This is a genomic window from Streptomyces sp. NPDC048288 (genome assembly GCF_043201555.1).
Lineage (GTDB): Bacteria > Actinomycetota > Actinomycetes > Streptomycetales > Streptomycetaceae > Streptomyces.
The window spans coordinates 1,329,888-1,343,286 of sequence record NZ_JBICZD010000001.1 but is presented as its reverse complement, the minus strand read 5'-3'; the positions used below and the strand labels follow the sequence as shown (position 1 = coordinate 1,343,286).

13 protein-coding genes and 1 riboswitch are annotated in these 13,399 nt (G+C 72.6%); of the genes, 6 read left to right on the top strand and 7 right to left on the bottom strand.

The features are described from left to right. Positions 1-29: 29 nt before the first annotated feature. The gene (locus ACGFZS_RS06030; protein WP_393794046.1) at positions 30-725 is read left to right on the top strand and encodes a nucleopolyhedrovirus P10 family protein; all 696 of its coding nucleotides are present in this window, start codon (positions 30-32) and stop codon (positions 723-725) included. A gap of 85 nt (positions 726-810) precedes the next feature. Here the strand turns inward: ACGFZS_RS06030 and ACGFZS_RS06025 are convergent, their stop codons facing one another. The 4 genes from ACGFZS_RS06025 to ACGFZS_RS06010 all read right to left on the bottom strand — a co-directional run bounded on the left by ACGFZS_RS06025 (position 811) and on the right by ACGFZS_RS06010 (position 4,657). After that, positions 811-1,614: an enoyl-CoA hydratase/isomerase family protein gene (locus ACGFZS_RS06025; RefSeq protein ID WP_355716030.1), complete on the bottom strand. Its 804-nt coding sequence runs from the start codon at positions 1,612-1,614 to the stop codon at positions 811-813. Between the two features lie 128 nt (positions 1,615-1,742). Next, positions 1,743-1,961, bottom strand: a complete 219-nt coding sequence (locus ACGFZS_RS06020) for a helix-turn-helix domain-containing protein (protein WP_046727957.1) — start codon at positions 1,959-1,961, stop codon at positions 1,743-1,745. 369 nt (positions 1,962-2,330) lie between these two features. Beyond that, positions 2,331-3,929 (bottom strand): ABC-F family ATP-binding cassette domain-containing protein, encoded by a 1,599-nt coding sequence (locus ACGFZS_RS06015; protein WP_393794045.1) that lies wholly within the window; start codon positions 3,927-3,929, stop codon positions 2,331-2,333. Positions 3,930-4,021: 92 nt separating this feature from the next. Continuing rightward, positions 4,022-4,657 carry a hypothetical protein gene (locus tag ACGFZS_RS06010; protein ID WP_393794044.1) on the bottom strand — a complete coding sequence of 212 codons (636 nt, stop codon included), beginning with the start codon at positions 4,655-4,657 and terminating at the stop codon, positions 4,022-4,024. A gap of 510 nt (positions 4,658-5,167) precedes the next feature. Between ACGFZS_RS06010 and ACGFZS_RS06005 the strand changes: the two genes are divergently transcribed. Further along, the gene (locus ACGFZS_RS06005; RefSeq protein ID WP_393794043.1) at positions 5,168-6,058 is read left to right on the top strand and encodes a neutral zinc metallopeptidase; all 891 of its coding nucleotides are present in this window, start codon (positions 5,168-5,170) and stop codon (positions 6,056-6,058) included. 124 nt (positions 6,059-6,182) lie between these two features. Continuing rightward, on the top strand, positions 6,183-6,596 hold the full coding sequence (locus ACGFZS_RS06000) for a VOC family protein (protein WP_355716021.1): 414 nt from the start codon (positions 6,183-6,185) through the stop codon (positions 6,594-6,596). Between the two features lie 45 nt (positions 6,597-6,641). On the opposite strand, the gene ACGFZS_RS05995 is transcribed toward ACGFZS_RS06000, so the two are convergent. From ACGFZS_RS05995 to ACGFZS_RS05985, 3 genes are all read right to left on the bottom strand, one after another. Next, a complete protein-coding gene (locus tag ACGFZS_RS05995) occupies positions 6,642-8,105 on the bottom strand; it encodes a hypothetical protein (RefSeq protein ID WP_393794042.1) in 1,464 nt (487 codons plus the stop codon). Positions 8,106-8,397: 292 nt separating this feature from the next. Next, the gene (locus tag ACGFZS_RS05990; protein WP_393794041.1) at positions 8,398-9,525 is read right to left on the bottom strand and encodes an alpha/beta hydrolase family protein; all 1,128 of its coding nucleotides are present in this window, start codon (positions 9,523-9,525) and stop codon (positions 8,398-8,400) included. Positions 9,526-9,692: 167 nt separating this feature from the next. Continuing rightward, positions 9,693-10,427 (bottom strand): class II aldolase/adducin family protein, encoded by a 735-nt coding sequence (locus ACGFZS_RS05985; protein WP_393794040.1) that lies wholly within the window; start codon positions 10,425-10,427, stop codon positions 9,693-9,695. A gap of 196 nt (positions 10,428-10,623) precedes the next feature. Here ACGFZS_RS05985 and ACGFZS_RS05980 point away from each other — a divergent pair, with 196 nt between their 5' ends. The 3 genes from ACGFZS_RS05980 (at position 10,624) to ACGFZS_RS05970 (ending at position 13,062) form a co-directional block, all read left to right on the top strand. Further along, positions 10,624-11,394, top strand: coding sequence for a lysozyme (locus ACGFZS_RS05980; RefSeq protein ID WP_393794039.1), 771 nt, complete (start codon positions 10,624-10,626; stop codon positions 11,392-11,394). 176 nt (positions 11,395-11,570) lie between these two features. Next, positions 11,571-12,815, top strand: a complete 1,245-nt coding sequence (locus tag ACGFZS_RS05975; protein ID WP_393794038.1) for an anion permease — start codon at positions 11,571-11,573, stop codon at positions 12,813-12,815. A gap of 19 nt (positions 12,816-12,834) precedes the next feature. Next, the gene (locus ACGFZS_RS05970; RefSeq protein ID WP_355716004.1) at positions 12,835-13,062 is read left to right on the top strand and encodes a hypothetical protein; all 228 of its coding nucleotides are present in this window, start codon (positions 12,835-12,837) and stop codon (positions 13,060-13,062) included. A 151-nt stretch (positions 13,063-13,213) separates the two neighbouring features. After that, positions 13,214-13,356, top strand: a riboswitch (cobalamin riboswitch). The last annotated feature ends 43 nt before the right edge of the window (positions 13,357-13,399 follow it).

Here is a 13,399-nt window from a genome sequence, read left to right as displayed (position 1 = left end):
ATGCCCCGGTGATGCGGCAGGCTGGAGGAATGACGGCGGACCGATGGGCAGAGGCGGTACGGCACCCCCTGGGCTTCGGCAGACTGCTCCCGCTGGGCGGCCCGCACGACGGGGCCTGGCTCGCGGAGGCGGCGGCCGACGGAGTGCTGCGACGGGCGGCGGCCGAGGTGCCGGGCGTACGCCTGGGCGCGCTCCGGATCGCGCCGGCGGATCCGGCCGACGTCCGGGAACCCGCCGTACCCCCACCGCCCGGCGCCGTCCCACCGGGCCCGCTGCGGCTGACGGCGGACTTCGCGGCGACCGCCGCGGAGCCCCTGCCGGCGACGGCGGCCGCACTGCGCCGGGCCCTGGCAGCGGCCACGGACCGCCTCGGGCTGACGGTGACCGAAGTGGACCTGCGCGTGACCGACCTGCTGGACGAGGACACGGCGGAACCGGCGGTCGTACGTCCGTCTCGGCCACCGTCGGTCCGTGAGGGGGCCGACCCCGACGGGGCCAGGGTCACGGCGGCGGCGCTCACGGTGCCGGGAGTGGACCGGGTCACGGGCGCCCTGAGCCGCGAGATCCACTTCGACGCCGCCCTGCCGCGCCGCCACATCCGGGTGGAGGTGGCGGTGAGCGACGGCCGGCGGGCCGTGGAGGTGGCCCGGCAGGTCCGTACGACGGTCGGCGAGGCGTTGGACGATCAGCCGACCGTGGCTGTGCTTGTCACAAGCATCGGCTGAAGCGGCCCCGTCAGGGGCGCGGGGCCGCATTGGATGTGCGGCTCCGCCGCGTGGGCACGCTCAACCCCCACTCACCCGCAGCGAACTACTCCCCCACCCCCGCGAGGTCCCGCAGCCGCCGAGCCTGCGCCTGCCGCTCGGCAGCCCGCTGCTCGTCATACGTACGACCCCCGGCACCGCGCAGCAACGCCTTCGTCTCCACCACGGCATCCCGCGGCGCAGCCAACAGCGCCCCGGCCAGGTCCCGCACCGCCGCGTCGAGTTCGCCCACCGGTACGGCCACGCTCGCCAGCCCGGAGGCCACCGCCTCCTCGGCCAGGACGTACCGTCCGGTCGCGCAGATCTCCAGCGCGCGGGCATAGCCCACCAGGGAGACCAGCGGATGCGTACCGGTCAGGTCCGGCACCAGCCCCAGGCTGGTCTCGCGCATGGCGAACTGCACGTCGTCCGCGACAACGCGCAGGTCACAGCCGAGGGCAAGCTGGAAACCGGCCCCGATGGCGTGTCCCTGCACGGCGGCGATCGACACGATGTCGTTGCGCCGCCACCAGGTGAACGCCTCCTGGTATTCGGCGATGGTCGCGTCGAGTTCGGCGTCGTCGCGGTGCGCGAGCTCGATGAAGGTCGGCTCGCCCGGGATCCCTTCCGGCGTGAACATCTGCCGGTCGAGGCCCGCGGAGAAGGACTGGCCCTCGCCGCGCAGCACGACGACCCGGACCGACCCCGGCAGTGACCGCCCGGCCTCGGCCAACGCCCGCCACAGTGCGGGGCTCTGGGCGTTGCGCTTGGCCGGGTTGGTCAGCGTCACCGTGGCGAGCGCGTCGTCGACGGTGAGCCGTACGCCGTCCTTGTCGAGAACAGGAGTGAGGTCCTGGTCGGGCGAAGCCATGGGGCGCCTCCGATGTGTGCGGTCATCACGCATTGCCGTACGGCATGCTAAGTGACTGCACAGTAACCACCCGGTCGATCACCCGACCGACCGGGTGGCCACCATCGAAGCCGATGGGCCGCCCGGGGTCAGGACGCGGCTTTCTTGCCCCGCGTCGCCCCGCCACGCCCACGCAGCGTGACACCCGACTCACTGAGCATCCGGTGGACGAAGCCATACGAGCGGCCGGTTTCCTCGGCCAGTGCCCGAATGCTCGCACCGGAGTCGTACTTCTTCTTCAGGTCTGCCGCGAGCTTGTCGCGCGCGGCGCCGGTTACCCGGCTGCCCTTCTTCAGAGTCTCGGCCACCCGTGCCTCCTCATGGGAAGTGCGCTCTGGTCCCCTCATGATCACCCCTCCGGGGCGTGATGGCCACCCATTCGGCAAGGTCCGTGAGACATCGTTGTGACGACAGGAGCACATCCCCACAAGCGGAATCTGTGATTCCGGTGAGAGTTGTCCACACGGCCGAACGGGTTCATTCGTGAAGTACCAGGTCAGGCACGACGAGCGGCCGACCCCTTGTCGACAATGGGATCGGCCGCGAAATCGATGTAGGACACACCTCGATACGAGGAGATCTCACACAGATGATGGATCACCGATAGGCCGAATGATCCATAGCCAGTGGATCAGGCATTCGATCAAACGACGGCGACACACGCGTTCCACGTGTTCTCAGGCGAGGGCGACGAGGTCCGCGTAGTCGGCGCCCCACAGGTCCTCGACACCGTCGGGCAGCAGGATGATCCGCTCGGGCTGGAGCGCCTCGACCGCGCCCTCGTCGTGGGTGACGAGGACGACCGCGCCCTTGTACGTGCGCAGGGCGCCGAGGATCTCCTCGCGGCTGGCGGGGTCGAGGTTGTTGGTCGGCTCGTCGAGGAGCAGGACGTTCGCGGAGGAGACGACCAGGGTGGCGAGGGCCAGACGGGTCTTCTCGCCGCCGGAGAGGACCCCGGCCGGCTTGTCGACGTCGTCGCCGGAGAACAGGAACGAGCCCAGCACCTTGCGGACCTCGACGAGGTCCATGTCGGGGGCGGCCGAGCGCATGTTCTCCAGGACCGTGCGGCCCGGGTCCAGGGTCTCGTGCTCCTGGGCGTAGTAGCCCAGCTTGAGGCCGTGGCCCTCGATGACCTCGCCGGTGTCGGGCTGCTCCACGCCGCCGAGCAGGCGCAGCAGGGTGGTCTTGCCGGCGCCGTTGAGGCCGAGGATGACGACCCGGGAGCCCTTGTCGATGGCCAGGTCGACGTCGGTGAAGATCTCCAGTGAGCCGTAGGACTTCGACAGGCCCTCGGCGGTCAGCGGGGTCTTGCCGCAGGGCGAGGGCTCCGGGAAGCGGAGCTTGGCGACCTTGTCGGAGACCCGGACGGCGTCCAGGCCGGCCAGCAGCTTGTCCGCGCGGCGGGCCATGTTCTGCGCGGCGACCGTCTTGGTGGCCTTCGCCCGCATCTTGTCCGCCTGCGAGTGCAGCGCGGCGGCCTTCTTCTCGGCGTTGGCGCGCTCGCGCTTGCGGCGCTTCTCGTCGGCCTCGCGCTGCTGCTGGTAGAGCTTCCAGCCCATGTTGTAGACGTCGATCTGGGCGCGGTTGGCGTCCAGGTAGAAGACCTTGTTGACGACCGTCTCGACCAGGTCGACGTCGTGGGAGATCACGATGAAGCCGCCGCGGTAGGTCTTCAGGTAGTCGCGCAGCCAGACGATCGAGTCCGCGTCGAGGTGGTTGGTCGGCTCGTCGAGCAGGAGCGTGTCCGCGTCGGAGAACAGGATCCGGGCCAGCTCGATACGGCGGCGCTGACCGCCGGAGAGCGTGTGCAGCGGCTGGCCGAGCACCCGGTCCGGCAGGTTGAGCGCGGCGGCGATGGTGGCGGCCTCGGCCTCGGCGGCGTACCCGCCCTTGGTGAGGAACTCCGTCTCCTGGCGCTCGTACTGCCTCATCGCCTTCTCGCGGGTGGCGCCCTGGCCGTTGGCGATGCGCTGCTCGTTCTCGCGCATCTTGCGGATCAGTACGTCGAGGCCGCGCGCGGACAGGACGCGGTCGCGGGCGAGGACGTCGAGGTCGCCGGTGCGGGGGTCCTGCGGGAGGTAGCCGACCTCGCCGGAGCGGGTGACGGTGCCCGAGGCGGGGATGCCGTCACCGGCCAGCACCTTGGTGAGGGTGGTCTTGCCGGCGCCGTTGCGGCCGACCAGCCCGATGCGGTCGCCCTTGGCGACACGGAACGTGGCGTTCTCGATGAGGATGCGGGCACCGGCGCGCAGCTCGATACCGGAGGCGGAGATCACGGACAGACTCCAGAGCGTACGGAGAGTGACGGGTGGGCGGCTGAGGACGTTCCCGCCGTCTAATGCGCGAGGAGAATGGCCATGGGCCAAGTCTAACGGGGCGGCGCAAGCGCTTTTTCGGTGCGCGCGTGTTCGGGGCGGCCGGCGCCGGGGCGGTCGTTGCCCAGCGGTGCGCGGTGCGGGGCGATCCCGCCCAGGTCGTCGACGGCGACGAGCTGCGCGGTCCAGGCGCCGTGCCGGCAGGGCTGGGCGACGAGCAGGGCGGTGCCGTGACGAACGGCACGCTCCGGGTGGAACGCGCAGCCCGCGCGGGCGGGCAGCAGCCAGCGCAGGTCGCCGTCGGCGGTGCGGTAGGCGGCGATGCGCGACGGGGTGACGACGGCGAGGATGCCCCGGCCCAGGGGGCGCAGGACGCCGGTGCCGCCCTGGCGCCGGAGCCAGCCGGTGGCGGCGGGCAGGGCGCGGTGCCAGCGCACGGCGCGGCCGTCGGTGTCGGTGACGAGCCCGTCGTCCCAGAGGGCGATCGCGTGCCCCCGCGCGGGCAGCACGCTGAGCGGCCGGTGGCCCACGCGCGCATAGCGCCACCGCAGGCTCCGCCCCTCGTAGGCCTCGACGACGTCCGCACGCGCGCGTGCGGTGTGCGCGGGCGGGCCGGGGGTGCCGGGGGTGAGGTGGTCGCCGTAGGGGGCGGGGCGGATCGCGTGGGCGACGGCCAGCAGGGCGGTCATGACGAGGAGGGCGGCGACGACGGCCAGGGGGCGGTGGGGGCGGAGTGGGCCGTGGGGGCGCTTGCGGAGCGGGCCGAGGGTGCGCGTTCGGAGCGGGCCGAGGGGGCGTGTTCGGGTGGCGTGCGCCGACGCGGGGGCGGACGGTGGGTTCGCCGGGTGATGCGCCGGAGGCCGCGCCGGGGAGTGCACCCGGGAGTGGGCCGGGGAGCGGGCCGCTTCGTCCGGAGGGTTCTCCGCTTCGGGTGGCGCGGTCCTCCCGTACGGCAGAACGGCCACCGTTTCCCCCCTTCGGCGCCCGGTCGGGTGCCCGTGTCCCATGGATCAGGCGCAGAGCGTAGCCACGCCCGCGAGGCGGGGCCGGGCGTGACGCGGCGGCCGGGCGGGACGTCGCCCGATCGGGGGTCGGTCCGGCCACCGACGCGAAGTGCCGGCGCGGATGGCGCAAGGTGGATGCGGAGGGGTGCAGCGGCATCCGGGGGACGGAGCGGTGCGAGCAGGAGGCGGTGCCCCATGCAGTTCGACGACGACGCGAACCTGGACACCTCCGAGGTCCAGGACGTGCGCGGCAGGCGGGTCCCGGGCGGGAAGGCGACCATCGGCGGCGGCCTGGCCGGTCTGATCGCGCTGCTGCTCGGCCTCTTCTTCGGTGTCGGCCCGGACCAGCTGGGCCTCTCCTCCGGTGACAGCTCGCCCGCGCCCGCCTCCTCCTCACTGGCGCAGGTGCAGCAGAGCTGCCGCACCGGACAGGACGCGAACACCAAGGAGGACTGCCGGATCGTGGCGGTGGTCAACAGCGTGCAGGACTTCTGGAGGCAGGAGTTCCGGGACCGCCGGGGCACCTACACCGCCGCCCCCACGGTCTTCTTCACCGGGCGGGTCGCCACCGCGTGCGGGACGGCGACCTCGGCGGTGGGCCCGTTCTACTGCCCGCGCGACCGGAAGGTCTATCTGGACCTCGGCTTCTTCGACGAGCTGCGGTCCAAGTTCGGGGCGAGCGGCGGGCCGTTCGCCCAGGCGTACGTCGTGGCGCACGAGTACGGGCACCATGTGCAGGACCTGATGGGCACGTTGAGCCGGTCGCAGGACAACATGACCGGGGTGAACAGCAACGCGGTGCGGGTGGAGCTCCAGGCCGACTGCTACGCGGGGGTGTGGGCGCGGCACGCGACGACCACGAAGGACGAGTCGACCGGCCGGCCGCTGATCACCAGTCTGACCAACGCCGACATCCGGGACGGCCTGGACGCGGCGGCGGCCGTGGGCGACGACCGGATCCAGGAGCGGTTCCAGGGGCGGGTGACCCCCGAGACCTGGACGCACGGGTCGGCGCAGCAGCGGCAGGCGTGGTTCTACCAGGGCTACCGGACCGGGGACATGGCCCGCTGCGACACCTTCCGCTGAGCCACCGAGCCGCTGACCTGCAACGACCGTGCGGGCATGGGGCGTTGTCAGTGCCGGGTGCCAGACTGTGCAGCAGGTCGGAACGACGGCTTTCGGGGGACCGGCACACAAGGGAGTGATCGGGATGGCAGGTACGACCGGCGGACGGCCGAGCATCTATCCGTCGCTGCTGTACGCGGACGCGAAGGCGGCGATCAAGCAGCTGACGGAGGCCTTCGGCTTCACCGAGCTGTCGGTGTACGAGGGCGAGGACGGCATGGTGCTCCACGCCGAGCTGGTGCAGGGCAACGGCGCGATCATGCTGGGCTCCAAGGGCCGCGGCGGCCGCTTCGACGCGGCGATGGAGGGCGCGGGCCCGGCCGGGGTGTACATCGTCGTGGACGACGTCGACGCACACCACCAGCGGGCCGTGGACCACGGCGCCGAGATCCTGATGCCCCCGACGGACCAGGACTACGGCTCGCGGGACTACATGGCCGTGGACGTCGAGGGCAACGTCTGGAGCTTCGGCACCTACGCCCCCGAGATAACGGCCTGACCCGGCCCCCTGCCCCGGCCCCTGTGGCTATGGCTATGGCTATGGCTATCCGCCGGTGTGCACCTGGAAGGCGGCCCGGCGGACGGCCTTGGCCAGCGCCGGGTCGGGGTGGGCGGCGGCGAGCGCGACCAGGACCTGCACGGTGCGCGGGTGGCCGACGGCGCGCACCTCGTCGAGCAGCGCGGGGACGGTGGGCTGCAGCGCCGACTCCAGATGGCGGACGAGCAGCGGCGCCTCGCCGTGGTCGGCGACCGCGGCGGCGGTGTCCACCCAGAGCCAGGTGGCCTCTTCGCGGGTGAGCACCTCGTGGGCGTCCTCGGGGTCCACCCCGTCGTGCTCGGCCAGCCACAGCAGGGCGTACGGCCGCAGGGTGGGCTCGTCGACGACCGCGCGGACGTCCGGTTCGGCGGGGGCGCCGACGACCCGCAGCGCCTCGAAGGCGAGACCGCGCAGCAGGGCGTCCTCGCCACGGGCGGCGTCGACCAGCTCCGTGACGGCGCCGCCGACGGGGCGGGCGGCGAGCCAGGCGCGGTACTCGGCGCGGGCCGCGTTGGGGCGGAGCTGGGCGCAGCCGCGGAGCATCTCCTCGGCGGCGACCTCGATGTTGCCGGCGGGGCTCTGCGCGGCCACGCAGATCTGCTCCAGCTTGACCCAGACCGCCCAGCTGCCCAGCGGGGTGAGGGTGGCCTGGCCGTCGCCGTAGGTCAGCGCGCCGACGGAGCCGAGGGCGTGCAGGGACCAGTCGAGGAGGGGGGCGAGCTCGGCGTTCTCGGCGGGGGCGGGGTCCTCGGCCGGTGCCCGGTCCGCCGGGTCGGCGTCGGCGGAGCGCAGGGCGGCGACCGGCCCGGCGGACCCGGTCCCGTTCTCCGTGTCGTAGGGCACCTCGCACCGCTCGGTGCGCAGTTCGGTGACCCGCTGCCGGAGCAGGTCCAGGAGCTGCTCGACCGGGACGGGACCGGCGGACAGCTGGAGGAAGGAGAGCACCTGGGGCATGGCCGAGACGACCTCGGCGACGGCGCCTGCCTCGACGTCCGTGGGCTCCGGATGGGCGAGCGACCAGGCGTCGAAGAGGGCGACCCAGCCGCGCAGTACGGCGCTGTCGTCGCGGTCCCAGGCGCGCAGCCGCCAGCCGGGGCGCGCGTTGTCGCCGTGCACCTCGACCAGACCGGCGAGCCGGGCGGTGTCCCAGTCTGCCCGGATCTGAGCCACGGTCAGGCCCAGGTCGCCGGCCGCGCGTTCGGCGGTGGCGTCGGCGAGGGTGGCCTTGCCGTCGGCGGTCGCGCCGTCGCTGCCGGGGCCGAGGGCCGCGTCGGCCCAGTGGGCGACGCGGGCCGCTCCGGCGAGCCCGGAGCGTGCCATTCTGGCCAGTTCGCCGGGGGCCGGGGTGCCCTCGGGCGGGCGTGGTGCGGGGCGGCGCGCGGGCCGCTGGTTCATCGCTCGGGGGGCGGCGGCCAGGGGTCGCGTTCGGACGAGTCGAAGCCTTGAGTCGCGCGGGATACGGGACGTCACGGGTGCAGTCTTCCGGTTGACGGTCCGAAAACCCAAACGGAATGTCACGGCGGGCGACGGGGCTGGCCAACGCACGGGGTTCGGCGGGAGGCGGGGAGACATGTTCAGGCCAGTGGTACGGCCTTAAACGGAACCTGCGCGACCGACTGGAATCAGGCCCTCCGACCCGTGCCGAGGCGGCGCGCCGGGCGGGACCGAGGATGCGGGAAGAATCACATCGCGGGGGCGCGTCCGGGGGCGGCGGGGATGACGGGGCGGGGCTGCGCGAGGGGGATGTCGTAGGGGAACGCCGTCACATCAGGGGCGTGAGGAAGCGGCGCAGTCGCTCTTCGTAGTGCTGGGGGTCGGCGTTCCACATCGCGCCGTGCGGGGCGTCGGGGACGGTGTACAGGGCGACACGGTCGGGGCTCCGGGCGGCGAGGCGGCGGGAGTGGAGCCAGGGGGCCACCGTGTCGTCGGGACCATGGATGATCAGGGTGGGCACGGTGGGGTGGTCCGGGCCGACGGGGTCGGCGAGGTGGTCGGGGTGCAGGCCGGCGCGGCCCTGGGCGGCGCGCACCGCGAGCGGCAGCAGGGGCTCGGGGGTGTGCCGGGCCTGGGCGAGGGCGCGCAGGGTGGCCTCCCAGCTGAGCACCGGGGAGTCCAGGACCAGCCCGGAGACGCGCTCGCGCAGTGCCGAGTGGGCGGCGGCGCGCAGCGCCATGGTGGCGCCGGTGGACCAGCCGTACAGGACGACGCGGCGGGCGCCGTAGCGGACGGCGTAGCGGATGGCCGCGTCCAGGTCACGCCACTCGCTCTCGCCGAGGTGGTTCAGGCCGTCCGGGGGGCGCGGGGCGCCGAGGTCGCCGCGGTAGGCGAGGGCGAGGACCGGCAGCCGGCGGCCGTGCAGGAAGCCCATGACGTTCATGGCCAGCTCGCGGGTGGTGCCCAGACCGTGCACGGCGATCACCCAGGTGTCCCGGTAGCCGGGCACGAACCAGCCGGGCAGCGGGCCGAGTTCGCCGGGGATGTCGATGTCGGCGCACTCCAGGCCGAGCGCGGCCCCCGGGTCGCCGATGTGCACGTTGGGGGTGAGCCAGACCTTGTCGCCGGTCTCCAGGGTGCCGTGGGTCACCCGCTCCAGGCGCCGTACGACGCTGTCCGGGGTGCTCTCGGCGGACTCCAGGACGGCGCCGACGACCGCGTGCGTGCCGTCGCCGGCCAGACCGTACCGGCCGGGGCGCAGCGAGGCGAGGTCCCGGGTGAGGGTGATGCGGCCGGCCGCGGTGGAGTGCACGGTGAGCCGGGGTTCGGTGGGCAGGGGCCGACCCGGCGGCGCCTTGAGCGCGGCGCCACTGGCGAACCGCCCCGCGGCCACACCGGCCGCGCCGGCGGCGAGTACTGCACCGAGGGCGGCGGCCGTGACTTTGACTGGGCGCACCTGTCCAGTGTCGGGGCGGACCGGGACGGCGGCCAGTGGAGGCAGACGCGTCTTCGCCCAAGGGACCGGCCCGCCGAGGGACCGGGCCCCACCAAGGGACCGGCCCGCCAAGGGACCGGACCCCACCATGGGACCGGGCCCCACCATGGGACCGGGCCCCGCGGCCGTCACTCCTTCCGCTGTCCGTATCCCCGCAGCTTCTCCCCCGCCTCCGCCACCTGTTCCGCGGAGAGCAGGGTCGGGGTCAGGCCGGGCACCGAGGACGCCGTCAGCCACAGGCGGCACATCCACTCCAGCTGGGCGGTGCGGTCGTAGGCCTGGGACAGGGTGGAGCCGTGGGTGATCGTGCCGTGGTTGCGCAGGAGGCAGCCGGAGCGGTCGGTCAAGGCGCGGAGCATGTTCTCGGCCAACTCGTCGGTGCCGTAGGTCGCGTAGGGGGCGACCCGGACGGCGCCGCCGAGGGCCCCGGACATGTAGTGGATCGCCGGCAGCTCGGGGACGAGCGTCGAGACGGCCGTCGCGTGGACGGCGTGGGTGTGGACGACGGCCCGGGCGTCGGTGGCGCGGTAGACCGCGAGATGCATCGGCAGTTCGCTGGTCGGGACCAGGGCGCCGAGCACCTGTCGGCCGGAGAGGTCCACGCCTGTCGTGTCGTCGTCGGTGAGCCGGTCGTAGGGCACGCCCGACGGTGTGACCAGCACGGTGTCGCCGACGCGGACCGAGACGTTGCCGGAGGTGCCGACGACCAGTCCGTCGGTCACGGTGCGGCGGGCCGTGGCGACGAGTTCCCGCCAGGCGCTCGCCTCCGCCGCGCGTACATCGCGCCTTCGCGGCTCCGACACACCCTGTGCGCCACCCCGTTCAGCCCGTCCGTCACGCTCGTCCCGCCACCGCTCAGCCATGGCCCGATCCTGTCAGCCGACGCCCCGAACGGCCCGCGCGGCAGGGCACCTTAGGCCGGGTGTCCCGAATCAAGTACGGCGCAAATCACCACAAAGAGTCCCATGTCAAGGCTTGGCTGAAGATCGCCGATCATAGGCCGATCTTCCAATAATCTCTGGACGATTTTCCGTGCGCGTTGCCATTCCGGGGGGAAACATGGCCCGTGACAGCTCTCCGCCGTACCGCCACCGCCGTCGCCACCGCGTCCGCGGCCTCGCGGCGTCCGCGGCGGCGCTCGCTCTCGTGGGGGCCGCGACCGCGCTCGCCGGGACGCCGGCGTCCGCCGCGGGCCCGCCGAAGGGGCACGACGTCTCCTCGCACCAGAAGAACGTCGACTGGCCGGGCGCCAAGGCGAAAGGCGCCCGGTTCGTCTACATCAAGGCGACCGAGTCCACCACCTACCGCAACCCCTACTTCAGCCAGCAGTACAACGGCTCGCGCAAGGCGGGGATCCTGCGGGGCGCGTACCACTTCGCCCTGCCGGACAAGTCGTCGGGCGCCCAGCAGGCGTCGTACTTCGTGAGCCACGGCGGCACCTGGACCGCGGACGGCTGGACGCTGCCGCCCGCGCTCGACGTCGAGTACAACCCGTACGACAAGAAGCACCGGTGCTACGGGCTGAGCAACTCCCGGATGGTCCGGTGGATCAGGTCCTTCAGTGACGAGCTGAAGCGGGAGACCGGCCGGCGGCCGGTGATCTACACGACCACCCACTGGTGGAACCTGTGCACCGGCGGCAGCAGCGCCTTCGCCGCCGACCACGCGCTGTGGATCGCCCGCCACGGCTCGGCGGACGCGGGAACGCTGCCGGCCGGATGGTCGCACTGGACCTTCTGGCAGTACGACAACAGCGGCACCCTGCCGGGTGACCAGAATCTCTTCAACGGGTCGATGGGCCGGCTGAAGTCGTTCACCCTGGGCCTCTGATCCCGAGGCCGACCTAGGGGCGCCTGGGCCGCCGGACCGGAAACGGAACGGCGACCCGGGCGCCCTTCTTCATGGACCCGATCTGCGACACCCTCAAGCCCACCCCAGTTCACCTTCCGTTCATTCAGGTTGCCTACGGTCCAACGGCTGATGACCTCTAAAGATTGTCTGGGTAAATGGAAAGCTTCTCGCTGATCCTCGCGATTGTGGTCGTCACCGCACTCGCGTTTGATTTCACGAACGGTTTCCACGACACCGCCAACGCGATGGCCACGACCATCTCGACCGGCGCGCTCAAGCCCAAGATCGCGGTGACCATGTCGGCCGCGCTCAACCTGGTGGGCGCCTTCCTCTCCGTGGAGGTCGCCAACACGATCTCCAAGGGCCTCGTCGACGAGAACGGCATCCGCCCCGAGGTCATCTTCGCCGCCCTGGTCGGCGCGATCCTCTGGAACCTCGTGACCTGGCTGGTGGGCCTGCCCTCCAGTTCCTCGCACGCCCTCATGGGCGGTCTGATCGGCGCCACCGTCGCCTCGGCCGGCTTCGGCGCGGTCCACGGCGACGTGCTCGTCACCAAGGTCCTGCTGCCGGCGGTCGCCGCCCCGCTCGTCGCGGGCCTCGCAGCGACGCTCGCCACCCGCCTGTCCTACGCGCTCTCGAAGAACGCCGAGGACGAGGCCACCCGCAAGGGCTACCGCGCCGGCCAGATCGCCTCGGCCGGCCTTGTCTCGCTCGCGCACGGCACCAACGACGCGCAGAAGACGATGGGCATCATCACCCTCGCGCTGATCGCGGGCGGTTCGATCGCCCCCGGCTCGAACCCTCCCACCTGGGTCATCCTCTCCGCCGGTCTCGCCATCGCGCTCGGCACCTACATCGGCGGCTGGCGGATCATCCGCACCATGGGCAAGGGCCTGACCGACCTTCAGCCGCAGCAGGGCTTCGCCGCCCAGACCAGCGCGGCCACCGCCATCCTGGCCTCCTCCCACCTCGGTTTCTCCCTCTCCACCACGCACGTCGTCTCCGGCTCGGTGATGGGCGCGGGCCTCGGCCGCAAGGGCGGCACGGTCCGCTGGTCCACCGCGACCCGCATGGTGATCGCCTGGCTGCTCACGCTCCCGGCCGCCGCACTGGTCGGCGCGCTCGCCGAGTCCGTGACGGACCTCGGCGACTGGGGCACCGCGGTCGTCGCCGTCTTCCTGGTGGCCGCCAGCGCCACGATCTGGAAGCTGTCCCGCCGCGAGGTCGTCGACAGCACCAACGTCATCGACACCGAGGCCGGCGAGCCGGCCGGTGTGGTGACCACGGCGATCGCCGCCGTGACCCCGCCGCCCGCGGGCACCGTCACGGACGGCCTGACGGCCACCATCCCCTCCCCCTCCCCCGCCGCTCCCGCGACCGACCCGGCCGCCACCGTCTGACCCCCGAGGAAGAACCGACATGAACATCGACTGGGCAGCCATCGGCTCCGTCTTCGGCGTCAGCCTCGTGGTCGCGGTGGGCCTGGTGGCCCTCTTCACCCTCGGCATCAAGGGCCTCTCCGCCCGCGAACGCGCCACCGCCCAGGGCAACTCGGCGGCCCTCGCCGTGACCGCCGCCTACCTCTGCTTCGCGGGCTGCGCGGCCGCCGTCGCGTACGGCATCCACCTGATCGTGGCCAAGGCCTGACCGAGGCCCGGAAGGCTCCTCCCCCGCACGTCCGGGGAGGAGCCTTCGTCATGCCCTTCGTCATGCCCTTCGTCATGCCCCAGGAGTCCCGCCGGGCAACCGGTGTGGGCCTTCGCACACTCTCCCCTCGCAGGTCAACGGCAAGTTGACGGCTCTTCCGGGGGCATGGTGGACTTCCTGAGCCATGTACGGCGGCAAGAGAGGAAGCCGGTGTGAATCCGGCGCGGTCCCGCCACTGTCACCGGGGTAGCAATCCCCGGGAGCCAGGAACTCTCACCGCCGGTCTCGTCGAACCAGGGCGTGGACACCCTGAGTGAGGACATATCGCCATGCGCGG

Bases quoted from the DNA above. Each gene is read 5' to 3' on its own strand.
- ACGFZS_RS06030 (WP_393794046.1), top strand. From the start codon at position 30: ATGACGGCGGACCGATGGGCAGAGGCGGTACGGCACCCCCTGGGCTTC.
- ACGFZS_RS06025 (WP_355716030.1), bottom strand. From the start codon at position 1,614: ATGGCTTCGCCCGACCAGGACCTCACTCCTGTTCTCGACAAGGACGGC.
- ACGFZS_RS06010 (WP_393794044.1), bottom strand. From the start codon at position 4,657: ATGACCGCCCTGCTGGCCGTCGCCCACGCGATCCGCCCCGCCCCCTAC.
- ACGFZS_RS06005 (WP_393794043.1), top strand. From the start codon at position 5,168: ATGCAGTTCGACGACGACGCGAACCTGGACACCTCCGAGGTCCAGGAC.
- ACGFZS_RS06000 (WP_355716021.1), top strand. From the start codon at position 6,183: ATGGCAGGTACGACCGGCGGACGGCCGAGCATCTATCCGTCGCTGCTG.
- ACGFZS_RS05985 (WP_393794040.1), bottom strand. From the start codon at position 10,427: ATGGCTGAGCGGTGGCGGGACGAGCGTGACGGACGGGCTGAACGGGGT.
- ACGFZS_RS05980 (WP_393794039.1), top strand. From the start codon at position 10,624: ATGGCCCGTGACAGCTCTCCGCCGTACCGCCACCGCCGTCGCCACCGC.
- ACGFZS_RS05975 (WP_393794038.1), top strand. From the start codon at position 11,571: ATGGAAAGCTTCTCGCTGATCCTCGCGATTGTGGTCGTCACCGCACTC.
- ACGFZS_RS05970 (WP_355716004.1), top strand. From the start codon at position 12,835: ATGAACATCGACTGGGCAGCCATCGGCTCCGTCTTCGGCGTCAGCCTC.